We start from the raw sequence: 22,991 nt of genomic DNA, 5'->3' as shown, positions 1-22,991 counted from the left end.
TCAGAACCGCACAGTGGACGCGAGCATACATGGACAATCCCTCGGCCTATTAGTACCGGTCAGCTCCACACCTCACGGTGCTTCCACATCCGGCCTATCAACCCAGTCGTCTACTGGGAGCCTTACCCCCTCAAGGGGGTGGGAGTCCTCATCTCGAAGCAGGCTTCCCGCTTAGATGCTTTCAGCGGTTATCCCTCCCGAACGTAGCCAACCAGCCATGCCCTTGGCAGAACAACTGGCACACCAGAGGTCCGTCCGTCCCGGTCCTCTCGTACTAGGGACAGCCCTTCTCAAGACTCCAACGCGCGCAGCGGATAGGGACCGAACTGTCTCACGACGTTCTAAACCCAGCTCGCGTACCGCTTTAATGGGCGAACAGCCCAACCCTTGGGACCGACTCCAGCCCCAGGATGCGACGAGCCGACATCGAGGTGCCAAACCATCCCGTCGATATGGACTCTTGGGGAAGATCAGCCTGTTATCCCCGGGGTACCTTTTATCCGTTGAGCGACGGCGCTTCCACAAGCCACCGCCGGATCACTAGTCCCTACTTTCGTACCTGCTCGACCCGTCAGTCTCACAGTCAAGCTCCCTTGTGCACTTACACTCACCACCTGATTGCCAACCAGGCTGAGGGAACCTTTGGGCGCCTCCGTTACCCTTTAGGAGGCAACCGCCCCAGTTAAACTACCCACCAGACACTGTCCCTGATCCGGATCACGGACCGAGGTTAGACATCCAGCACGACCAGAGTGGTATTTCAACAGCGACTCCACCACGGCTGGCGCCATGGTCTCACAGTCTCCCACCTATCCTACACAAGCCGAACCGAACACCAATATCAAGCTATAGTAAAGGTCCCGGGGTCTTTCCGTCCTGCTGCGCGAAACGAGCATCTTTACTCGTAGTGCAATTTCACCGGGCCTATGGTTGAGACAGTCGAGAAGTCGTTACGCCATTCGTGCAGGTCGGAACTTACCCGACAAGGAATTTCGCTACCTTAGGATGGTTATAGTTACCACCGCCGTTTACTGGCGCTTAAGTTCTCAGCTTCGCCACACCGAAATGTGACTAACCGGTCCCCTTAACGTTCCAGCACCGGGCAGGCGTCAGTCCGTATACATCGCCTTACGGCTTCGCACGGACCTGTGTTTTTAGTAAACAGTCGCTTCTCGCTGGTCTCTGCGGCCACCCCCAGCTCAGAGCGCAAGGCCCATCACCAGGAATGGCCCCCCTTCTCCCGAAGTTACGGGGGCATTTTGCCGAGTTCCTTAACCATAGTTCACCCGAACGCCTCGGTATTCTCTACCTGACCACCTGAGTCGGTTTAGGGTACGGGCCGCCATGAAACTCGCTAGAGGCTTTTCTCGACAGCATAGGATCATCCACTTCACCACAATCGGCTCGGCATCAGGTCTCACCCTGCATGGACGACGGATTTACCTACCGTCCGGGCTACACCCTTACCCCGGGACAACCACCGCCCGGGCTGGACTACCTTCCTGCGTCACCCCATCACTTACCTACTACCCCCTCGGATCAGCGGCTCCACCACTCCCCATCACTCCGAAGAGATCAAGGGCGGCTTCACGGCCTTAGCATCAGAGGATTCGATACTGGGCGCTTCATAGCGGGTACCGGAATATCAACCGGTTGTCCATCGACTACGCCTGTCGGCCTCGCCTTAGGTCCCGACTTACCCTGGGCAGATCAGCTTGACCCAGGAACCCTTAGTCAATCGGCGCAAACGTTTCCCACGTTTGAATCGCTACTCATGCCTGCATTCTCACTCGTGAACCGTCCACCACTACCTTCCAGTGCGGCTTCACCCGGCACACGACGCTCCCCTACCCATCACAGCCCCCGTTGGGGGTAATGCTGCAATGACACGACTTCGGCGGTATACTTGAGCCCCGCTACATTGTCGGCGCAGAATCACTAGACCAGTGAGCTATTACGCACTCTTTCAAGGGTGGCTGCTTCTAAGCCAACCTCCTGGTTGTCTCTGCGACTCCACATCCTTTCCCACTTAGCATACGCTTAGGGGCCTTAGTCGATGCTCTGGGCTGTTTCCCTCTCGACCATGGAGCTTATCCCCCACAGTCTCACTGCCGCGCTCTCACTTACCGGCATTCGGAGTTTGGCTAAGGTCAGTAACCCGGTAGGGCCCATCGCCTATCCAGTGCTCTACCTCCGGCAAGAAACACACGACGCTGCACCTAAATGCATTTCGGGGAGAACCAGCTATCACGGAGTTTGATTGGCCTTTCACCCCTAACCACAGGTCATCCCCCAGGTTTTCAACCCTGGTGGGTTCGGTCCTCCACACGGTCTTACCCGCGCTTCAACCTGCCCATGGCTAGATCACTCCGCTTCGGGTCTTGAGCGTGCTACTGAAACGCCCTATTCGGACTCGCTTTCGCTACGGCTCCCCCACACGGGTTAACCTCGCAACACACCGCAAACTCGCAGGCTCATTCTTCAAAAGGCACGCAGTCACGACAGTGCATGCAAGCACACACTGCGACGCTCCCACGGCTTGTAGGCACACGGTTTCAGGTACTATTTCACTCCGCTCCCGCGGTACTTTTCACCATTCCCTCACGGTACTATCCGCTATCGGTCACCAGGGAATATTTAGGCTTAACGGGTGGTCCCGCCAGATTCACACAGGATTTCTCGGGCCCTGTGCTACTTGGGTGATCTCCAAGAGAGCCGTACACATTTCAGCTACGGGGGTCTTACCCTCTACGCCGGGCCTTTCGCATGCCCTTCGCCTACACATACGGTTTCTGACTCTCCGACCGGCCGGCAGACCGATCAAGGAAACTCCCACAACCCCGCTGACGCAACCCCTGCCGGGTATCACACGCCAACGGTTTGGCCTCATCCGGTTTCGCTCGCCACTACTCCCGGAATCACGGTTGTTTTCTCTTCCTGCGGGTACTGAGATGTTTCACTTCCCCGCGTTCCCTCCACACTGCCTATGAGTTCAGCAGCGGGTGACAGCCCATGACGACTGCCGGGTTTCCCCATTCGGACACCCCCGGATCAAAGCTTGGTTGACAGCTCCCCGGGGCCTATCGTGGCCTCCCACGTCCTTCATCGGTTCCTGGTGCCAAGGCATCCACCGTGCGCCCTTAATAAATTGGCCACAGATGCTCGCGTCCACTATGCAGTTCTCAAACAACCAGCACTCAAGGGAACGAAACCATTCCCTCAGGACCCAACAGCGTGCCCGACACCACCCACGATGAACCCTCGCTTTCCACGCCGAAGCAGTACTGACGAAACCCCATCCCGAGGCAGTGCCGAATAGTCAACGTTCCACCCATGAGCAACCAGCACCGGACACTCGCCGATGAACTGGCCCCCTGACCACCTTGCGATGGTAGGAAGTGCTCCTTAGAAAGGAGGTGATCCAGCCGCACCTTCCGGTACGGCTACCTTGTTACGACTTCGTCCCAATCGCCAGTCCCACCTTCGACGACTCCCTCCCACAAGGGGTTAGGCCGCCGGCTTCGGGTGTTACCGACTTTCGTGACGTGACGGGCGGTGTGTACAAGGCCCGGGAACGTATTCACCGCAGCAATGCTGATCTGCGATTACTAGCGACTCCGACTTCATGGGGTCGAGTTGCAGACCCCAATCCGAACTGAGACCGGCTTTTTGAGATTCGCTCCACCTCACGGTATCGCAGCTCATTGTACCGGCCATTGTAGCACGTGTGCAGCCCAAGACATAAGGGGCATGATGACTTGACGTCGTCCCCACCTTCCTCCGAGTTGACCCCGGCGGTCTCCTGTGAGTCCCCAGCACCACAAGGGCCTGCTGGCAACACAGGACAAGGGTTGCGCTCGTTGCGGGACTTAACCCAACATCTCACGACACGAGCTGACGACAGCCATGCACCACCTGTACACCAACCACAAGGGGGGCTCTGTCTCCAGAGCTTTCTGGTGTATGTCAAGCCTTGGTAAGGTTCTTCGCGTTGCGTCGAATTAAGCCACATGCTCCGCCGCTTGTGCGGGCCCCCGTCAATTCCTTTGAGTTTTAGCCTTGCGGCCGTACTCCCCAGGCGGGGAACTTAATGCGTTAGCTGCGGCACGGACGACGTGGAATGTCGCCCACACCTAGTTCCCAACGTTTACGGCGTGGACTACCAGGGTATCTAATCCTGTTCGCTCCCCACGCTTTCGCTCCTCAGCGTCAGTATCGGCCCAGAGATCCGCCTTCGCCACCGGTGTTCCTCCTGATATCTGCGCATTTCACCGCTACACCAGGAATTCCGATCTCCCCTACCGAACTCTAGCCTGCCCGTATCGAATGCAGACCCGGAGTTAAGCCCCGGGCTTTCACATCCGACGTGACAAACCGCCTACGAGCTCTTTACGCCCAATAATTCCGGACAACGCTCGCACCCTACGTATTACCGCGGCTGCTGGCACGTAGTTAGCCGGTGCTTCTTCTGCAGGTACCGTCACTTGCGCTTCTTCCCTGCTGAAAGAGGTTTACAACCCGAAGGCCGTCATCCCTCACGCGGCGTCGCTGCATCAGGCTTTCGCCCATTGTGCAATATTCCCCACTGCTGCCTCCCGTAGGAGTCTGGGCCGTGTCTCAGTCCCAGTGTGGCCGGTCGCCCTCTCAGGCCGGCTACCCGTCGTCGCCTTGGTAGGCCATCACCCCACCAACAAGCTGATAGGCCGCGGGCTCATCCTGCACCGCCGGAGCTTTCCACCCGTCCCCATGCGAGGACAGGTCGTATCCGGTATTAGACCCCGTTTCCAGGGCTTGTCCCAGAGTGCAGGGCAGATTGCCCACGTGTTACTCACCCGTTCGCCACTGATCCACCCCGAAGGGCTTCACCGTTCGACTTGCATGTGTTAAGCACGCCGCCAGCGTTCGTCCTGAGCCAGGATCAAACTCTCCGTGAATGCTTCCAGGTAATCCTGGCAACACCCGCGAAAGAGCGGCACAGTCCAACGGAATAAGCCGGACCGTGCACAGCGTCCTCGCTGTGTGTTTTTCTTCAAAGGAACCTCGTCCTCAGAGATGATCTCCGAGAGACGGGGTATCAACATATCTGGCGTTGACTTTTGGCACGCTGTTGAGTTCTCAAGGAACGGACGCTTCCTTCGGTCACCGTCTCCGGCTGCCCTCCGGGCTTTCCCTTCGTGTCTCCGACACTATCAGACGCTTTCCAGCGTCCGATCCCCGTCGGCGGGGTTTTTCTTTCGTTCTGCGTTTCCGACTCTATCAGACGCTTTTCAGTGTCCGACCCCCGGTCAGCGAGGCTTTGCTTTCTTACTGCTCTTTTTGCGTCTCCGACCCTACCAGGATCTTTCGAGTCGGATTCACCAGCCCTTTTCGAGAGAACAATCTTCCGTACATCTCGTCCGGGGTGGGTGTGCCACGGTACTGGACGGTGTCCGCGAGGAGCAAACCGGGGCCGGGGGCGGACGCCGCGCGCTGGGGCGGAATCCGCACTTGGCATGACTTAGGCTGCTGTGACGGCCCGCCGTCCGGTCACTGAGTGTGATGGCGTCCGGTCTCAGCCCTTGCGGCCCTTGAGGAGGGTTCCCATGACCGTCGTCTCGTCACCTATGGCCGGTCGGGTCATCGCGCTCGACGCGGTACCCGATCCGGTGTTCGCCGGGGCGATGGTGGGGCCCGGCGCCGCTGTCGACCCGCCGCGGCAGCCGGCCGTCGCCGTGGCACCGGTCGACGGCGTCCTGGTCTCCCTCCACCCGCACGCGTTCGTGGTGGTCGATCAGGAGGGACACGGGGTGCTGGTGCACCTCGGAATCGACACGGTGCAGCTCAACGGGCAGGGGTTCGCGCTGCTCGCGGCCAAGGGCGACACGGTGGCACGGGGCCAGGGACTGGTCCACTGGGACCCCAGAGCTGTGGAGGCTTCGGGAAAGTCGCCGGTCTGCCCGGTCATCGCGTTGGAGACTAGCGTCGAGTCACTCGACGGGCTGACGACCGGGGTCGAGGTCGCGGCCGGGGACACCCTCTTCAACTGGAAGTAGCTGCCATGGAGACAACGCTTCGGGGCGTCGGGGTCAGCCACGGTGTGGCGATCGGCGAGGTGCGGCACATGGGGACGGCGGTGCTGGAGCCGCCGGCCAAGCAGATCAGAGCCGAGGACGCGGAGCGCGAGCAGGCGCGGGCCCGGCAGGCGCTGGAGGCGGTCGCGGCCGACCTGACCGCGCGCGGGCACCTGGCGGGTGGTGAGGCGCAGGCGGTACTGGAGGCCCAGGCGCTGATGGCCCAGGACCCGGAGCTGCGCGCGGACGTCGAACGGCGGATCGCGGTGGGGAGCACCGCGGAGCGGGCGGCCTACGACGCCTTCGCCTCCTACCGGGCGCTGCTCGCGGGCGCGGGTGAGTACCTGGCCGGGCGGGTGGCCGACCTCGACGACGTGCGCAACCGGATCGTGGCCCGGCTGCTGGGCGTCCCGATGCCGGGGGTGCCCGACAGCGACGAGCCGTACGTGCTGATCGCGCGGGACCTGGCCCCGGCCGACACGGCGCTGCTCGATCCGTCCCTGGTGCTGGGTTTCGTCACCGAGGAGGGCGGGCCGACCAGCCACAGCGCGATCCTCGCCAGGGCGCTCGGGGTGCCTGCCGTGGTGGCGCTGCCGGGCGCTGTGGAGCTGGCCGAAGGCACTGTCGTGGCCGTGGACGGCAGCACCGGCGAGGTGTTCGTGGAGCCGTCGCCGGAGCGGCGGGAGGAGTTGGCGGCCGCGGTGGCGGAGCGCAAGGCCGCGCTGGCCGCGTCCTCGGGGCCCGGGGTCACCTCGGACGGGCACCGGGTGCCACTGCTGGCGAACATCGGCGGGCCTGCGGACGTACCGGCCGCGGTGGAGGCGGGGGCCGAGGGGGTCGGCCTCTTCCGCACGGAGTTCCTCTTCCTGGACGACGCGGTGCGGGCGCCGTCGCGGGAGCGGCAGGTGGCGGCCTACCGGGAGGTGCTGGAGGCGTTCCCCGAGGGCCGCGTGGTCGTACGGGTGCTGGACGCGGGTGCGGACAAGCCGCTGGCGTTCCTGACCCCGGCGGAGGAGCCGAACCCGGCACTGGGCGTGCGCGGGCTGCGGACCCTGCTGGACCACCCGGACGTGCTGCGGACCCAGCTGGAGGCGCTGGCGGAGGCGGTCCGGGGGCTGCCGGTGCACCTTGAGGTGATGGCGCCGATGGTGGCCGACCGGCAGGACGCCCGGGCGTTCGCGGACGCCTGCCGTGCGGCCGGGCTGACCGCCACGGTCGGGGCGATGGTGGAGGTGCCCGCGGCGGCGCTGCGGGCCCGGGCGGTACTGCGCGAGGTGGAGTTCGTCTCGCTGGGCACGAACGACCTGGCGCAGTACACCTTCGCGGCCGACCGGCAGGTGGGCGCGGTGGCGCGCTACCAGGACCCGTGGCAGCCGGCACTGCTGGACCTGGTGGCTGCGGCGGCGGACGCGGCGCGGGCCGAGGCCAAGAGCTGCGGGGTGTGCGGTGAGGCGGCCTCCGATCCGCTGCTGGCGTGCGTGTTGGTGGGGTTGGGGGTGACGAGCCTGTCGATGGGGGCGTCCTCGATCCCGTACGTACGGGCTTCGCTGGCGAAGTACACGGTGGCGCAGTGCGCGCGGGCGGCGGCCGCCGCCCGCGCGGAGGACTCGGCGGAGGGGGCGCGGCGGGCCGCGCACGCGGTGCTGTCCGGGGAGTAGGTAATCAACCGGCCCGGCGCCGCCTCCTCAGGGCGGTGCCGGCCGGAACCGGTCGGTATCGCTCGGTATCGGCCGGTACCCGTCGGTGCTGTGCTGCTTCGTCGCCGCCGGGCAGTGCCGGTGGGCGCTGGTCCGTCCGGTCGGCGCGCCGTCACGGCACTTCGGCCCGGCCCGGGTCCCCTCGGCCGCCACGGGTGCCGGTCCGTTCCCCGTCCTGTGGCGGCCGGCGGCTCCCGGCCTCCGCGAGCCCGGGCCCAGAGCAGGCCGCACGGAGCCGCCTGGCCGGTTCCAGGCGCGGTTCCCCTGGTTCGTATCCGCCGGCCTGGCCCGGTCGGGCCTCCGCGAGCCCGGCCGCGGCGAGCCGGACCCGCAGGCTCGCCGGTCGGCCGCGCGAAGCCGCCTCGCGCCGCCGCTTCAGGCCGGGCCTCCTGCCGGTGGTGCTGGTGGCAGGGGTAGGCCCGGGGCGTAGCGGATTCCGGCTTCGGGCGGGACGGGGTCTCCGGTTTCCGGGTCGGTGCAGTAGGCGTCGAAGACCTCGGCCTCGGTGAGGGGGACCGGTTCCGCGCCGTGCAGTGCCCAGCCGCGCACCGTGGCCGTCGGCGGCTGCCCGCCGGGGTGGAAGGTGCGCGCGACGAGTCCGCCGCGGGCGTCGGTGACCGCGCAGACGGCCATCAGCGTGCACAGCGCGAGCGTGTCGGAGTCGGCGATCCGCGGCCACTCCCCCGCTTCCGCGGTGACGTGGACGGCGGCGGTGAGCGGAGGCGCGGTGCCGTCGGGAACGCTGCACACGAGGTGGTGCGGGCCCTCGCCCAGGGCCCGCAGGACGCGCAGCAGGGACTCGGTGGCGTGGTCGAAGGCGCAGTGGGCGAGGTCCTGGCCGCACTCGGCGCAGGTGCCGGCCGCGACGAGGAGGTCGGTCGCGCGCTGCCAGGTGGAACGCCGTTCGGCTTCCTGGGCGAGGTCGGCGCGCAGGGCGGTCAGGGGCCGGCGGCTGTAGGGCAGGAGGGCGCCGGTGCCGGCCGCCTCGGCGACGTAGCGGCTGCGGGTGGCGGGGGTGTCCGGCGGCTGCCGGGTGTCGCGGCAGTAGTCGTCGTACGCCTCGGGGTCGAAGGGGGTCAGGGCGATGGGGACGCCGGTCCTGTGCAGGCCGCGCAGCATGCCGTCGAGGTGGCGCAGGTAGGTGCGGTGGTCGGGGAAGGGGAAGGACCGGTAGCGGGTCATGGCGGCGAGGTCGGCCGGGTCCAGCAGGACGCCGACGATGGTGGCGGCCTCGCGGCGCAGCGCTCGGCGGTACCGCTCGCGGGCGCGGCCCGGTGGTCCGCTCCTACGGGCGTCCCGACCCCGCCTGGCGGTGGGCTCGGCGGCCGGGCGGCGGCTTCGGCGGCCTCCTCCGCGACGGCTGCCGCCGGCCGTCGCGGGACCATCCGCGGCTCCCGCTTCGGGACCGCCCGTGCGGGAGGCGGCAGCGGGGGCCGCGCCGGAAGGGGCGTAGGAGGCGGGGCGGGCACCGGCGGTACGGCGGGCAGGGCCGTCGGCGGGACCGTCGGGGCGTCGTGCGGGTCGGGACATGGTCTCCCCCTGGGAGTCTCGGCGGCACGGGCCGGTTCCGGCCCGTGATCTCTCACTCACCGAACGTAGCGGGTGCCACTGACAACGCCGCCCCGGCCGGGTCCGGGGGCACGTCCGGAGCGCTGACGCGGCGCAGGACGAGGCGGCGTTGCAGGAGTGCGGTGCCGGTCAGGGCGGCGCCGAGGCCGAGCCAGCCGACCGCGCCCGCGGGCAGTACGACGGAGGTGAGCAGCAGCGGGCCGACGCTGCGGCTGACGGCTTGGAGGAGGGCGTGGACGCCGACGTAGCGGCCCTGGGCGTGCGGGGGCGCGAGGCTGACCGACAGTTCCCAGGTGCTGGCGGACTGGACCATCTCGACGACGGTGAGCGCGACGGCCGCCCCGACGACCGCCGTGGCCGCGGCCCACACCGGTGGCAGCGCGGCGGCTGCCGCCGCGGCCCCGCCGAGCGCGGACCACAGGGCGCTGAAGCGCAGGGCGTCGGCGGCGGCGCGCGGCCCGTCGGCGTGGCGGGCGAGGCGGACCTGGAGGGCGACGACGATCACGGTGTTGATGACGAAGGTGGCCGCCGCCAGGCCGTGCGGGGCGCTGGTGCGGGTGATCACCCACAGCGGGAGGCCGACGCCGAGGGCGCTGCTGTAGAGGAAGGCGACGGCGTCGAGGCCGGCGTAGGCGAGGTAGTCGCGGTCGCGCCAGGGGCTGGCGCCTCTCGCGGCACCAGCGGCCCGGTCCGGCAGCACGTGCGCGGGTGCGGACGGTCCGCCCGGGTCCCGTGCGCCCGGGTCCTGTCCGCCTGGGCCATGGGCGGGCCGTCCGGCGGCGGTGCGGACGACGAGTGTGGTGGTGGGGGCGGCCGGTTCGGTGCACGCGGCGACGAGCAGGGCCACGAGTACGAAGGAGAGCCCGTCGCCGAGGAGCAGCACGCGGTAGACGGTGGTGGAGCCGGCGGCGAGCGCGACGGAGGCGCCGAGGCCGCCGATGGTGTAGCCGAGGTTGACGACGGTGCGCTGCACGGCCTGGTAGCGGGCGCGTTCGGGGCCGGCCACACGGGCGGCGAAGAGCTTGGTGAGGACGGAGGCGGCGCGTTCGCCGAGGCTTCCGGCGGCGGTGAGGGCGAGCAGTGGCCAGAAGCCGTGCGCGGCCAGGAGCAGGAGGCTGGCGGCCGCCCGGAGGGTCTGGACGGCGAGCAGCAGCCGGACCAGGGGCAGGCGGTCGGCGAGCAGTCCGGCGAGGGGTGCGCCGGCGATGCCCGCGGCGCCGCCGAGGCCGAGCAGCAGGCCGACCTGGCCGGTACCGAGTCCGGCGGCGACGACGAAGTACAGGGCGGTGACGGACAGCCAGAGGCCGGAGCCGGTCTTGTCGATGAGGTTGATCCACAGCATGCGGCGGCCGTCCGGGCCACCGGGTACCGACGGGAGCCGCGGCATCCGGCAGCGTCCGCCGCGGGCGCGGCCCCCGGCTCCGGCGGCCCCCGAGCCGTCCGCCCCCGAACTCCGTTGCCGGGCCGAGCCCTCGGAAGCCGCCGGCGCCTCGCCGCCCGACTCCCCCGACGCCTGCGCCGCCCGTCCCGTCACGGATTCCGTCGCCCGCTCCACGAGTGCCGCCCTCCCCGCGCGAGTGCTCTGCCGCGCCCGGGGGTTCAGCGGAACCGGCCTCGGGGGCGGCCGCGCACTTGCGCCGAAACTCTTTGTACTGATACATACTTGACTTTGTGACACCACATTATGGCATCGCAGGCGGGACGGCCAGGGAGATCTCCGGCTCGGTCGAGGAGGCGGTGGCCGGCGAGCGGTTGGCCCCGGGCGACCCGCTGCCGCCGGTGCGGGCGCTGGCGGAGTCCCTGGGGGTGAGTCCCGGGACGGTGGCCGCGGCCTACAAGGAGCTGCGGCGGCGCGGGATCGTGCTCACCAAGGGCCGGGGCGGCACCGTGGTGGCCCCGGCCCCGGCGGTGGGCTCCCGGCGCCCGCCGCGGGTGCCCGAGGGGCTGCGGGACCTGGCCGGCGGCCACGCCGACCCGGCCTTCCTGCCGGACCTGGTGCCGCCGCGCCGGCTGTCGCCCGGCGCCCGCTCGCACCGCCGCGCGCCCCGGCTGCCGGAGTTGGAGGCGCTGTCGCGCGCGTGGTTCCGGCGGGACGGGGTGCCAGAGGAGCATGTGACGTTCGCGCACGGGGCGTTGGACTGCGTCGCGCGGCTGCTGTCGGTGGAGCTGCGGCCGGGCGACACGGTGGCGATGGAGGACCCGGGCTACCACCATCTGCTCGACCTCGTACCGGCGTTGGGGCTGCGGACGGCCGCGGTGGCGGTGGACGACGAGGGCATGCGGCCGGAGGGCCTGCGGGCGGCGCTGCGGGCCGGCGCGCGGGCGGTGGTGCTGAGCCCGCGGGCGCAGAACCCGACCGGCGCCCGGTTGACGCCCCGGCGCCGGGACGCGCTGCTCGACGTGCTGACACCGGCGCCGGAGGTGCTGGTGGTGGAGGACGACCACAGCGCGGACACCGCGGGCGGACCACTGTGCTCGCTGGTGACGGCGGGGGCGGGCGGCCCGGCGCGGTGGGCGCACGTGCGGACGGTCTCCAAGCACCTGGGCCCCGACCTGCGGTGGACGGCGATGGCCTGCGACGCCACGACGCTGGCCCGGCACGACGGGCGGATGCTGCTGACCTCCGGCTGGGTCAGCCACGTGCTCCAGGAGACGGTGGCCGCGGTGATGGCCGACCCGGCCACGCTCGGACTGGTGGCCGCGGCCGGGGCCGCTTACCGGGAGCGCCGGGAGGCGCTGCTCGGCGCGCTGGCCGCGCTGGGCCTGCCGGCGCGCGGGGTGAGCGGGCTGAACGTGTGGGTACCGGTGCAGGACGAGTCCGCGGTGGTCAACGGGCTGCGCTCGCAGGGGTGGTGGGTGGCCGCGGGGACGCGGTTCCGGATCGCGTCGGAGCCGGGGGTACGGATCACCACCGCCGAACTGCGCACGGACGAGGCCCCGCGGCTGGCCGCGGACCTCGCGGCCGCCGCGGCGGGGACGCCCGGCCCGTACGGCGGCTGAGGGGCGCGGGGGCCACCCCGTACCGGACGGCTTCGTGCGCCGCTTCCCGGCACTCCGGGAGTGGGCCCGTCCCCGCCCCCGGGAGGCGGCCTGTCCCCGCCCCCTGGGAGGCGGGCCTACTCCTCGGCGCGGCCGGCCCGTCGCGCGGCGAGGCGGGCGTAGAAGCGCAGCACCTCCGGGTCGTCCACGGAGCCGGGGTTGACCACCTGGTCCAGCGCGGCGCCCTGCAGCAGGCGCTTGACGGGGACCTCGATGCGCTTGCCGGTGAGGGTGTGCGGAACCCCGGGCACCGCGATCACCTCGTCGGGGACGTGGCGGGGGGAGAGTTCGGCGCGGATGGCGGTGCGGACGCGGTCCACCAGCGCGTCGTCGAGTTCGGCCCCCTCGGCCAGCCGGACGAACAACGGCATCCAGTAGCCGCCGTCGGGCTGTTCGACGCCGATCACCAGCGACTCGCGGATCTCCGGCAGGCGTTCCACGACCTCGTAGATGTCGGCGGAGCCCATCCGCACGCCCTGCCGGTTGAGGGTGGAGTCGGAGCGGCCGTGGATGACGACGGTGCCGCGCGAGGTGACGGTGATCCAGTCGCCGTGCCGCCACACGCCCGGGTAGACCGAGAAGTAGCTGTCGAGGTAGCGGCTGCCGTCGGGGTCGTTCCAGAACCGGGTCGGCATGGAGGGCATAGGCCCCGCCACGACCAGCTCTCCGACCTGGTCGACGACCGGGCGGCCCTGGTCGTCCCACGCCTGGAGGTCGGTACCGAGGCCCGCGGCCTGGAGCTCGCCGGTGAAGACCGGCAGGGTGGGCACGGCGCCGGCGAAGCAGCTGCACACGTCGGTGCCGCCGCTGACGGAGGCGATCCACAGGTCGGCGCGGACCTCGTCGTGCAGCCAGCGGAAGCCGTCCGGGGGCAGCGGCGAGCCGGTGGTGGCCACACAGGCCAGCGCGGACAGGTCCAGGTCGCGGCCGGGGTGGACGCCGGCCTTGCGGCAGGCGATCACGTAGGCGGCGGACGTGCCGAAGACGGTGGTGCCGGTGCGCTCGGCCACCCGCCACTGGGCGTCGGTGCCGGGGTGGCCGGGGCTGCCGTCGTAGAGCACCGGGGTGGCGCCGACCAGCAGGCCGGAGACGAGGAAGTTCCACATCATCCAGCCGGTGGAGGTGTACCAGAAGAAGCGGTGTCCGGGTCCGAGGTCCAGCTGGAGCCCGGTCTGCTTGAGGTGTTCGAGCAGGATGCCGCCCTGGGACTGGACGATCGCCTTGGGCAGTCCGGTGGTGCCCGAGGAGTAGAGCACCCACAGCGGGTGGTCGAAGTCCACCTGCTCGTAGCGGGGTTGGGCCGGCTCGGCGCCGCCGGCGACGACGTCCGCCCACTCCAGGGCGCCGTCGGGGGCGGGGGTGCCCAGCAGCGGGATGTGCACGGTGGCGCGCAACGACGGCAGGGAGGAGCGCAGTTCGGCGACGACGGCGGTCCGGTCGTGCCGCTTGCCGCCGTAGGTGTAGCCGTCGACGGTGAACAGCACCACGGGTTCGACCTGTTGGAGTCGGTCCAGGACGCTGCGGGCGCCGAAGTCGGGCGCACAGGAGGTCCACACCGCGCCCACGGCCGCGGTGGCCAGCAGCGCGGTGACGGCCTGCGGGATGTTGGGGAGGTAACCGGCGACCCGGTCGCCGGGGGCGACACCGAGCCGGCGCAGTTCGGCGGCGGTCTCGGCGACCTGGCGGGTGAGTTCCGCCCAGCTCGTGGCGGCCGGTTCGTGCCGCTCGTCGAGGTGGGTCAGGGCTGGGCGGTCGGCGTGCTCCGGGGCGAGGCCGTGGCGCAGGGCGTGCTCGGCGTAGTTGAGCCGGGCGCCGGGGAACCAGCGCGCCCCCGGCATCGCCGGGTCGGCGAGGACGGCACCGGCCGGGGCGCTGAAGCGGACCTCGAACCACTCGGTGACGGCCCGCCAGAACGCCTCGGGTTCGGCCACCGACCAGGCGTGCAGGGCGGCGTAGTCGGCCTCCGGGCCGGCGCCGGGCGCGGGTGCGCCGTGCCGCTCGGCACTCCAGCGGTGGAAGCGGGTGACCGCCGCCGCCTCGACCTGCTCGGCGGTGGGCCGCCACAGCGGCTCCGGGGCTTCCCCGCCGGCGGGCCGCTGGGCGGGGTCGGGCGTGGTGTTCATGAGCGGCTCCCGGACGGTACGCGTTGTTGCGCTGCTGGCCGGCCCGGCGGGGATCGCCCACCCTGGGCCACGGCTTGACGATGCCATGTGATCGTCTTGGACACCAGGGAGCACGGGCGGGACGTGCCGGGGATCGCACGGCCGGTCCAGCGGCGCCGCACGAGGGGCGTCCCGGATCGGCCCGGATGAACAGCGGTTGAACACTCGGCGCACCCGAACGCGCCGGTGGAAGGGTGTGGCGCATGAACGGGGCATATCTGCTGGGCGCGTGGTGGAGGGAGGCCGTGCACGGCTGGCGGGACGTGCGCGCGGCGGCGTTCCGGTCCGCCCGGACCCTGCTGCGGCTGGCCCGGGTGGGGCGGTCGCTGGGCTCGGCGCGGGGCGGCTGGTGGTGCGCTCGGCGCTGCGCTCGCGCGCCGCGGACCGGCGCGACCTGCCGCCGCGCGAGCCCGAGCGGGTGCGTACCCCCGGCCGGGCGGTGGAGGCGCGGCCGGAGACCGGTGGCGGCACGGTCCGCTTCGAACGGGCCCGGCTGCGGCTGCTGGTGACGGCGGGCGGCGCGGTCTTCTGCGGCTGGGACGGCGCCGATCCGGAGCCCTCGTACGCGCTCGCGCACGGCTGCCCGGCGGCCGATCCGCGGGCTGTGCTGGAGCCGGACGCGGGGGGCTGGCGGCTGGTGTCCGAGCGGGTGACGGTGCGGGTCTCCTCCGTCGGGGCGGTGTCCTTCCACACCCCGGGCGGGCTGCTGCTGCGGACGGAGGGACCGCCCCGGTGGCGCGAGCCGGCGGCCGGCGGTGGACGGGCGGCGGGGTGGGAGCAGCAGGCCAGACTGCCTGCGGACGCACGGGTGTTCGGGCTGGGCGGGCGGCCGTCCGGTCCGGCGCTGCGGGCCGGCCGCTACCGGCTGTGGAACAGCGGGCCGGGCGGCGCGTCCGGGCCGGGCGACACCCCCCTGTCGCTGACGATGCCGGTGCAGACGGTGGTCGCCGACGCCGGCTGCCACCTGGTCTTCCACGACAACTCGTGGGAGGGCGAGGTGGTGCTGCGGGACGGCCGGGAGGGTGAGGGCTCCGCGCCGGACCAGCCGGGGGTGTGCCGGGTGTCCCTGGAGGGCGGCCCGCTGCGGTACTGGGTCCTGGTCGGCACGCCGTCCCGGCTGCTGGCGGGGTGGGCGGCGCTGACCGGCCGGGCCGCGGTGCCGCCGCGCTGGGCGCTGGGCCACCACCACGCCCGGAAGGGGGCCGGCTCGGCGGCCGAGGTGCGCCGGGTCGCGGCCGGGTACCGCCGGCACGACCTGCCGCTGTCGGCGCTGCACCTGGACGCCGACCACCTCGACGGGCACCGGGTGTTCACCGCCGACCCGGTGGGCTTCCCCGATCTCCCGGGCCTGGCAGGCGAGTTGGCCGACCAGGGGATACGGCTGGTGTCCGTCGTGGACCCGGGGGTGAAGGCCGAGCCGGGCACGGCCGTCTACGACAGCGGCACCGCGGCCGGCGCGTTCGTGCGGGACGCGCAGGGCCGCGAGATACGGGGGGCGGCCCGGCCCGGGGAGTCCGTGTTCCCCGACTTCACCGACCCCGGGGCGCGGCGGTGGTGGGGCGGTCTCTACGGGGAGCGGCTGGAGCAGGGCTTCGCGGGGTTCTGGCACGGCGTGGACGAGGCGGCGCCGTTCACCGCGTTCGGCGACCCCATGCTGCCGCTTTCGGCCCGGCACGCACTGGAGGGCCGCCTCGGGGACCACCGCGAGGCGCACAACGTGTACGGGCTGATGATGGCCGCGGCCGGGCACGAGGGGCTGCGGCAACTGCGCCCCCGTGAGAGGCCGTTCCTCTTCTCCGGTTCGGGCTGGGCGGGGCTGCAGCGCTACGGCGGCACCTGGTCGGAGGAGACGGGCACCGGTTGGGCGGGGCTGCGCGCCTCGCTGGCGCTGGTGCTGGGGCTGGGGCTGTGCGGGGTGCCCTTCTCGGGCCCGGACGTCAGCGGGTCCACCGGCTCCACCGGTTCTGCCGGTTCTGCCGGTTCTGCCGGTTCTGCCGGTTCGCCCTCGCCGGAGCTTTACCTTCGGCGGCTCCAACTGGGTTGCTGGCTGCCGCTGTTCCGCACCCACGCGGCCGCAGGAGCCGGGCACCCCGAGCCGTGGGAGTTCGGCCCGGACGTGCTCGACCACGCGCGGCGCGCGCTGGCGGAACGGCAGCGCCTGCTGCCCTACTTCGAGACGCTCGCGCACGCCGCTCACCGGACGGGGGCGCCGTACGTGCGGCCGCTGTGGTGGAAGTCGCCCGGCGACCGGGCCCTGCGCGAGTGCGCGGACGCGTTCCTGCTGGGTGACGCGCTGCTGGTGGCACCGGTGTTGGAGGAGGGCACGGTGCGCCGCCGGGTGCGGCTGCCGCGGGGCCACTGGTACGACACTGCCACGGGCACGCTCCACCCCGGGCGCCGCACCGTGGAGTTGGACGCGCCGCTGGGCCGGACTCCGGTGCTGGCCAGGGCCGGCGCGGTGCTGCCCGTGACCGGGCCGGAGGGCGCCGTGGAGCTGGAGGCGTGGGCGCCGCGGCAGGGCCGCACCGGTGGCGGGGAGCTGGCGATGGGTGCCCCGGAGGCCTGGGGGCCGGTGCGGCGGGAGCGATTCGTCTCCCGGTGGGAGGACGGCCGGGTGGTCGTCGAGCGGGACGGCGCGGAGCCGCTCGGCTACCGGGTGCGGGTCCGGGGGGTGCCGGGGGCGGAGTAGGCGCTCGCGAACCAGCGGCGCATCACGGCGTCGTGCAGGGGGAAGCCGAGAGCGGTGGGTTCGCGCAGCAGCAGGTGGCCCTCGGTCTCGTCGGTGGGTGTGACGGGCGGCAACTCCCCGGCCGGACGGGCCGGCAGCAGGCCGAACAGCAGCAGGTAGCCGCCCTCGGTGTCGGTGAGGGCGTCGGCCAGGCGCACGTCGGCCGCCCGAGCGGGAATGCCGGTCTCCTCGGCGAGTTCCCGCACGACCGCCTGCTCCCAGCTCTCACCCCAGTCCACGAAGCCGCCGGGCAGGGCGAGTTCACCCAGGGCCGGGGGGATGGTACGGCGGATGGCGACCAGCGCGGTGCCGGCGTCGTCATGGACGGGCAGCAGGCAGACCGCCACGGGCAGCGGGTTGCGGTAGGCGGTTCGTCCGCAGACGGCGCAGGTGCGCGGCCAGCCGGCGGAGGCCGGGTAGCGGCTTCCGCACGCGGAGCAGTGGGAGCGGGAGTCGGTCAGCACGCGCGGACCCTACCGGAGCGCGGCGGCGGACGGGGCGTACTGCCGACGGAGGCGTACCGCCGACGGGGCGCGCCGGCGGGCGGGGCGCGCCTGAGGCGTCGTCGGAACAGGCCGGCCGACCGGTACCACCCCCGTGGGTTCCGGTCGGCCGGTCCTGCCCGAAGGGACGCCGGGCCGCACCGCGCGGTTGCCGCGCCGGTGCGCCACCGAGGCGTGCTCCCCGCCCCGGTCGCGCCGGCCCTGACGCCGCCTCGGATCCGACGCCGGGGTCGGACACCGAGTCCGGCACCGGGACGGGCACCGGGGTCGGGACGAACCTACTACCCACCCCTGACAACGACCCGGGAGCGGCGTTACCGTGGCCGGCAAGGACGGGACGATCCTGGCGGTGGGCACATGGCGCAGGCGGCAGAGCAGCGGACGTTCGACTCCTTCGAGGAGTTCTGGCCCTACTACGTGGCGATGCACTCCAAGGCGGCGACCCGCTGGGTGCACCTGGCGGGGACCCTGGCCGGGCTGGCGGTCAGCGCGTACGGGCTCGCCCGGGGACGCGCGCGGTACGCCGCCGCGCTGCCGCTCATCGGCTACGGGACGGCGTGGCCGGCGCACTTCCTCATCGAGGGCAACAATCCGGCGACCTTCGGGCACCCGGCCTGGTCGCTCCGCGGCGACGTGCGGATGATCACCACGATGCTGGCCGGCCGGGACCACGAGCTCGCCGGTACGGCGGCGAAGTGGCTGGCCGGCAACTGCGGCGAGGCGCCGGGGAAGGCGCCGGAGGCCGACGCGTAGCTGCTGTCCCCGCCCGACGCCCCGCCGCCCCCGCCGGTCAGCCGGTCGGCGGACGCGGCCGCTGGTCGCGCGGGGTACGCGCGAGTACGCGCGGACGGACCGGCGGGCGGTCCCCACCGGAGCGGTCGGGGACCGGCCGGGGGCGGGGTGTCAGCGTGAGACGTCCGCGGCGAAGGGCACGGCGGTCGGGGCGCCCGGGCCGGGGGCGGGGTGCGCCCAGAGGTTCCGCCGGGCGAGGATCGGCAGGACGCCCTCGCCGAACCAGTACGCCTCCTCGACGTGGGGATGGCCGGACATGACGAACTCGTCGATGCCGATGCCGTGGTACTCGGCGATCCGGTCGGCGACCTCGCTGTGGCTGCCGACCAGCGCGGTGCCGGCGCCGCCGCGGACCAGGCCGATGCCGGCCCACAGGTTGGGCGACACCTCCAGGCGCTCGGCCCGCCCGCCGTGCAGGGCCAGCATCCGCCGCTGCCCCTCGGACTCGCTGCGGGCCAGCCCGGCCTGGACGGCCTCGACCGTCTCCGGATCGAAGCCGTCGAGCAGCCGCCGCGCCTCGGCCCAGGCGGCGTCCGCCGTGTCGCGGGAGATCACGTGGAGGCGGATGCCGAAGCGGACGGTCCGGTTCTCCTTCTCCGCCAGGGCCCTGATCCAGGCGATCTTCTCGGCGACCTGGGCGGGCGGCTCGCCCCAGGTGAGGTAGACGTCGCTGTGCCGCGCGGCCACCTGCCCCGCGGCCGGGGAGGAGCCGCCGAAGTACACCGGCGGCACCGGGTCCGGAACCCGGGCCAGCAGGGCGTCCTCCACCCGCAGGTGCTCGCCGGCGAAGGTGACCGACTCACCGCGCCACAGGGCCCGCACCACGGTCAGGAACTCGTCCGTCCTGGCGTAGCGGGCGTCCTTGTCCAGGAAGTCGCCGTACGCGCGCTGCTCGTGGCTCTCCCCGCCGGTGACCACGTTGAGCAGCAGCCGGCCGGGGGCGTGCCGCTGGAAGGTCGCGGCCATCTGCGCGGCGAGGGTGGGCGAGACGAATCCGGGCCGGAAGGCGACCAGGAACTTCAGCCGCTCGGTCTGCGCCGCCAGCATCGCGGTGGTCAACCAGGCGTCCTCGCACCAGGCGCCGGTCGGGGTGAGCGCGCCGACGAACCCCAGTTGCTCGGCGGCGCGGCCGATCTGGGCCAGGTAGCCGATCTCGGCGGGCCGCTCGCCGCCGGCCGCGCCGGCGGGCAGACCGTGCCCTCCCCCGACGACGTGCCGGCTGTCTCCGTAGGTGGGCAGGAACCAGTGGAAGGTGAGGCTCACAGGACTCTCCGGGGTCTCGGGCGGCTCCGGCGTAGGGCGGGGCCGCGGCGGACGGACTCGCGGCCCCGCCGTCGCACCGGAGCCGCGCGGGCACGGGCCCGCGGGTGCGGGTGCCCGCGGGGTCGGCGCGGGGGTCCGCCGCCGTCCGGAGATGCGGTCCGTCCGGCGTGCGGGGCGGCATGCGCGGTGGCATGCGGGGGGCGGGGCCGGCGTACGGGGGGTGACGCAGGCCGGGTGGTCAGAGCAGGCCGTGCCGTGGCGGCCTGGTCCCGTTGAGGACGTACCGGCCGATGTGCTGGACCTTCCAGCGGGCCGGGTCGTGCAGGGTGTGGGTACGGGCGTCCCGCCAGTAGCGGTGCAGGTTCAGGGAGTCGAGCGCCGAGCGGGTGCCGGCGACCTCGAACAGCGCGCTGCCGGTGTCGACGGCGGCGGCCGCCGCCTGGACCTTGGCCGCGGCGACCGCGATGGACGCCTCGGCCGCGCTGTCGTCGGTGAGGTCCGCCTCGGCGGCGTCCACGGCGTCGGCAGCCGCGCGCAGCAGGGCGTCGGACGACCTTACGGCGAGGGAGAGTTCGCCGAACCGCTGGATCAGCAGCGGGTCCTCGGCCGCGGTCTCGAAGCCGCTCTCGAACCAGGGGCGGCTCTTGGTGCGGACGAACTCGACTGCGGCCCCCAGGGCCGCGGCGGCGATCCCCGCGTCGATCGCCGCGTGCAGCAACTGCGCCACAGCACCGTGCAGTTGCGGACCCCGAAAGGTGAGGTGGTGCGGGACGACCCGGTCGGCGGGCACCGCCACCCCGGCCAGCCGCACGGTGCCGCTGGCCGTGGTCCGCTGCCCCATGCCGTCCCAGTCGTCCACGACGGTGACTCCTGGGGTGTCGGCCGCCACGTACGCCACGTGCAGCGCGTCGTCGGCGGCCCGGGCCAGCACCGGTATCCAGTGGGCGAACAGCGCCCCGGTGGAGTAGTGCTTCTCGCCGTCGAGAAGGTAGGAGCCGTCCGGCCGCGACTCCAGCCGGGTGCGGATGTCCTGGACGTGCTTGGTGCCGGCCTCCGACTGGGCGTTGCCGAACCGCCGGCCGGCGAGCACCTCGGCGAAGAAGAACCTCCGCTGCGCGGCCGTGCCCTGCCGGCGCAGCACGTTGACGTACACGAAGTGGTTCTGCGGGATCTGGGCGAGGCTGCCGTCGGCGGTGGCCAGCAGCCGCAGCACCTCCGCGAGGGTGCGGGCGGACACTCCGGCGCCGCCGTACTCGGCGGGCACCGTGATCCCGAGCAGGCCGCTGGCCGACAGCTTCTCCAACTCCGCTCGGGGCAGTCGTCGTTCGGCGTCCCGGGTATCGGCATCGACGCGGAACCCGGCCGCGAGGCGGGCAGCCACGTCGAGCGCCTCCGCCTCGTCGGCGATCACGTGGGCGGCCGCCCGCACGGTCGCGTACGCCGCAGCTCCGGCTCCGACTCCGGCTCCGGCTCCGGCTCCGGCTCCGGCTCCGGCTCCGGAATGGTCGTCCGTCCGAGGCCCGTTCACGCCGCCGCCTCGCGCGCGGCCCCGCCCAGGGCGGCGGAGGAGGCGTCGACCACGGGCAGCAGGTCGAGCGGCGCCTTCAGCAGCCCCGAACGGGCTGCCTTGCGGACGGGGGCGCCGACGACCACGCCGTCGGCCGACGCGAACAGCGCGGCTGCGGGGCGCGGTTCGGAGTGGACGGAGTCAGCTCGCAACGGGGCCTCCTGTGGCAGTGAGCGGATGTCGAAGGGCACCATGTCGTGGCCGCGGGCGCGGAGCCGCTCGTCGACGTGGCGCAGCAGACGCACTGTCCGCGGCGAGGACGACGGACCGCCGGAGACGGAGAGGACGGTGGCCAGGACAATCACCTCGGAATACGCGGAGCACGGAAACCAGAGTGCGACACGACCCGTCGGAATCGGAACCGGGCTCGACGGGGCGGGGCGGGCGCGCACCGGTCAGTCGGCCGGAGGACAGAAAATCCTGGCGAGGCGTCAATTCCCGTACTGTGGGGCGGAGAGACGGGCGATCAACCGGATCGCGGCCTGGGGCCGTTCAGCGCGTACGCCGACACAGCGCGGAAGAGACGCGCACGAGATCGACGTGGCGCCGGCAGGTCAGCTCCCACAGATCCCGCACCGGTTCGTCACCGCCCTCGTCCGCTCTCGTCCGTCTCGTCAATGCGTCGGAATTCCCTTGACCACTGGCTCAGCAGCTTACCCGACGACCACCACCGGAGGTCCTCGGGATCGTCGACCCGCTGCCAGGGCTTCCCTGTCACCCGGCCGAGGGGGCGTCAGCTTCCAGGGTGTCGAACAGCTGGAGTACGTCGAGGCGGTGACCCGGCTGGGGTTCCTGCGCGGGGCGGCTGAGGCGCCGTACCTCTCGCAGCCCGCGCCGAGCCAGCCCGCGCCGAGCCAACCCGCGCTGAGCCAGACCATGCGCGGCCTGGAGCGCGAACTCGGCGCGTCGACCTGCTCGAACGCCGCCGCTCGGGGGCCCGGGTCAGCTCCGAGGCACGGGAGTTGCCGCCGCACGCCGTCGGCGTGCTGGATGCGGTGGACCGGCTGCGCCGGGCCGCGGACGACCAGCACCGCGCCAGTCGGATGATCCGCCTCGGCACGGTCGGCACCGCGGCGGTCCCGCTGCTGATCCCTACCATCCGCGCCTTCCGCGCCGCGCTCCGGAGACGCAGATCGAGGTGGCCGCCCAGCAGGAGGAGATCCACCGAGGGCTGCTGGACATCGGCTTCGACCTGGGGTTGGTCAACTACCTCCAGGGCGAGGCCAAGCCGCCCGGCCCGCACACCACCGAGCTGCTGCGCGGCCGGCCGGTGGCCGTGGTCCGCGCCGACGGTCCGCCCGCCGCCAAGGACCGGGTCACCGTCGCCGACCTGCTGGCGCAGCCGCTGGTCGTCATGCGCTCGGGTACGTCATGCACCGCTACGTGCACCGGCTGCCGGGGGGCGCGGCCCGCGCTTCTCCGACTCCACCGACGGCGCGGAGATGGGCAGGCTGATGGTCGCCGGGGGCTTGGGGCCACCGTGCCGCCCCACTTCAGTGTGCGCGACGATCCGCTGGAGCGAAGCGGGTTGGTCACCTGCCGCGCCAGCACCGCCCGGGAGCGCCCGGCAGCGCGCTCGGCCGGGCCTGCCGCGCACGGCCGGCCGCGGCCGGGACGCCAG

At 71.8% G+C, this 22,991-nt stretch carries 13 protein-coding genes, 2 rRNA genes and 1 pseudogene; 6 read left to right on the top strand and 10 right to left on the bottom strand.

Annotated features, from left to right (window positions below; translation table 11 throughout):
• Positions 1-29: 29 nt before the first annotated feature.
• Together BS72_RS29695 and BS72_RS29690 are read right to left on the bottom strand one after the other, a co-directional pair.
• A 23S ribosomal RNA gene (locus BS72_RS29695) occupies positions 30-3,154 on the bottom strand.
• A 255-nt stretch (positions 3,155-3,409) separates the two neighbouring features.
• Positions 3,410-4,934 (bottom strand): 16S ribosomal RNA (locus BS72_RS29690).
• Together the 16S and 23S rRNA genes form the textbook arrangement of a ribosomal RNA operon.
• Before the next feature lie 648 nt (positions 4,935-5,582).
• Here BS72_RS29690 and BS72_RS29685 point away from each other — a divergent pair.
• Positions 5,583-6,032, top strand: coding sequence for a PTS sugar transporter subunit IIA (locus BS72_RS29685; protein ID WP_037914940.1), 450 nt, complete (start codon positions 5,583-5,585; stop codon positions 6,030-6,032).
• Between the two features lie 5 nt (positions 6,033-6,037).
• Complete coding sequence (gene ptsP, locus BS72_RS29680; RefSeq protein WP_037914938.1) at positions 6,038-7,708, top strand: phosphoenolpyruvate--protein phosphotransferase; 1,671 nt, start codon at positions 6,038-6,040, stop codon at positions 7,706-7,708.
• A gap of 414 nt (positions 7,709-8,122) precedes the next feature.
• On the opposite strand, the gene BS72_RS29675 is transcribed toward ptsP, so the two are convergent.
• On the bottom strand, positions 8,123-9,277 hold the full coding sequence (locus BS72_RS29675) for a hypothetical protein (protein WP_232792568.1): 1,155 nt from the start codon (positions 9,275-9,277) through the stop codon (positions 8,123-8,125).
• Between the two features lie 52 nt (positions 9,278-9,329).
• On the bottom strand, positions 9,330-10,658 hold the full coding sequence (locus tag BS72_RS29670; RefSeq protein WP_037918262.1) for an MFS transporter: 1,329 nt from the start codon (positions 10,656-10,658) through the stop codon (positions 9,330-9,332).
• A 329-nt stretch (positions 10,659-10,987) separates the two neighbouring features.
• On the opposite strand from BS72_RS29670, the gene BS72_RS29665 reads away from it, so the two are divergent.
• A complete protein-coding gene (locus tag BS72_RS29665) occupies positions 10,988-12,316 on the top strand; it encodes an aminotransferase class I/II-fold pyridoxal phosphate-dependent enzyme (RefSeq protein ID WP_078901733.1) in 1,329 nt (442 codons plus the stop codon).
• A gap of 116 nt (positions 12,317-12,432) precedes the next feature.
• Here the strand turns inward: BS72_RS29665 and BS72_RS29660 are convergent, their stop codons facing one another.
• Entirely contained in the window at positions 12,433-14,478 is a 2,046-nt protein-coding gene (locus BS72_RS29660; RefSeq protein WP_037914936.1) for an acetoacetate--CoA ligase, read from the bottom strand.
• A gap of 388 nt (positions 14,479-14,866) precedes the next feature.
• Between BS72_RS29660 and BS72_RS29655 the strand changes: the two genes are divergently transcribed.
• Positions 14,867-17,206, top strand: coding sequence for a glycoside hydrolase family 31 protein (locus BS72_RS29655; RefSeq protein WP_407639031.1), 2,340 nt, complete (start codon positions 14,867-14,869; stop codon positions 17,204-17,206).
• Here the strand turns inward: BS72_RS29655 and BS72_RS29650 are convergent.
• A complete protein-coding gene (locus tag BS72_RS29650) occupies positions 17,167-17,709 on the bottom strand; it encodes an NUDIX domain-containing protein (RefSeq protein ID WP_051951820.1) in 543 nt (180 codons plus the stop codon). The two genes, BS72_RS29655 and BS72_RS29650, sit on opposite strands and share 40 nt — an antisense overlap.
• A 396-nt stretch (positions 17,710-18,105) precedes the next feature.
• Between BS72_RS29650 and BS72_RS29645 the strand changes: the two genes are divergently transcribed.
• Positions 18,106-18,501, top strand: a complete 396-nt coding sequence (locus BS72_RS29645; protein WP_037914934.1) for a DUF962 domain-containing protein — start codon at positions 18,106-18,108, stop codon at positions 18,499-18,501.
• 150 nt (positions 18,502-18,651) lie between these two features.
• On the opposite strand, the gene BS72_RS29640 is transcribed toward BS72_RS29645, so the two are convergent.
• The 4 genes from BS72_RS29640 to BS72_RS40100 all read right to left on the bottom strand — a co-directional run bounded on the left by BS72_RS29640 (position 18,652) and on the right by BS72_RS40100 (position 21,946).
• Positions 18,652-19,803, bottom strand: coding sequence for an LLM class flavin-dependent oxidoreductase (locus BS72_RS29640; RefSeq protein WP_037914932.1), 1,152 nt, complete (start codon positions 19,801-19,803; stop codon positions 18,652-18,654).
• Between the two features lie 238 nt (positions 19,804-20,041).
• The gene (locus tag BS72_RS29635) at positions 20,042-21,232 is read right to left on the bottom strand and encodes an SfnB family sulfur acquisition oxidoreductase (protein WP_037914930.1); all 1,191 of its coding nucleotides are present in this window, start codon (positions 21,230-21,232) and stop codon (positions 20,042-20,044) included.
• Positions 21,233-21,327: 95 nt separating this feature from the next.
• Positions 21,328-21,666: an NAD(P)H-dependent oxidoreductase gene (locus BS72_RS29630; RefSeq protein ID WP_078901943.1), complete on the bottom strand. Its 339-nt coding sequence runs from the start codon at positions 21,664-21,666 to the stop codon at positions 21,328-21,330.
• Positions 21,667-21,862: 196 nt separating this feature from the next.
• Entirely contained in the window at positions 21,863-21,946 is an 84-nt protein-coding gene (locus BS72_RS40100) for a putative leader peptide (RefSeq protein WP_407639066.1), read from the bottom strand.
• 198 nt (positions 21,947-22,144) lie between these two features.
• On the opposite strand from BS72_RS40100, the pseudogene BS72_RS38950 reads away from it, so the two are divergent.
• A pseudogene (locus BS72_RS38950) lies at positions 22,145-22,913 on the top strand (LysR family transcriptional regulator); the annotation flags it as partial.
• Between the last annotated feature and the right edge of the window lie 78 nt (positions 22,914-22,991).

It is taken from the genome of Actinacidiphila yeochonensis CN732, assembly GCF_000745345.1.
GTDB classification, from domain to species: Bacteria; Actinomycetota; Actinomycetes; order Streptomycetales; family Streptomycetaceae; genus Actinacidiphila; species Actinacidiphila yeochonensis.
This window is presented reverse-complemented; position numbering and strand designations above follow the sequence as displayed.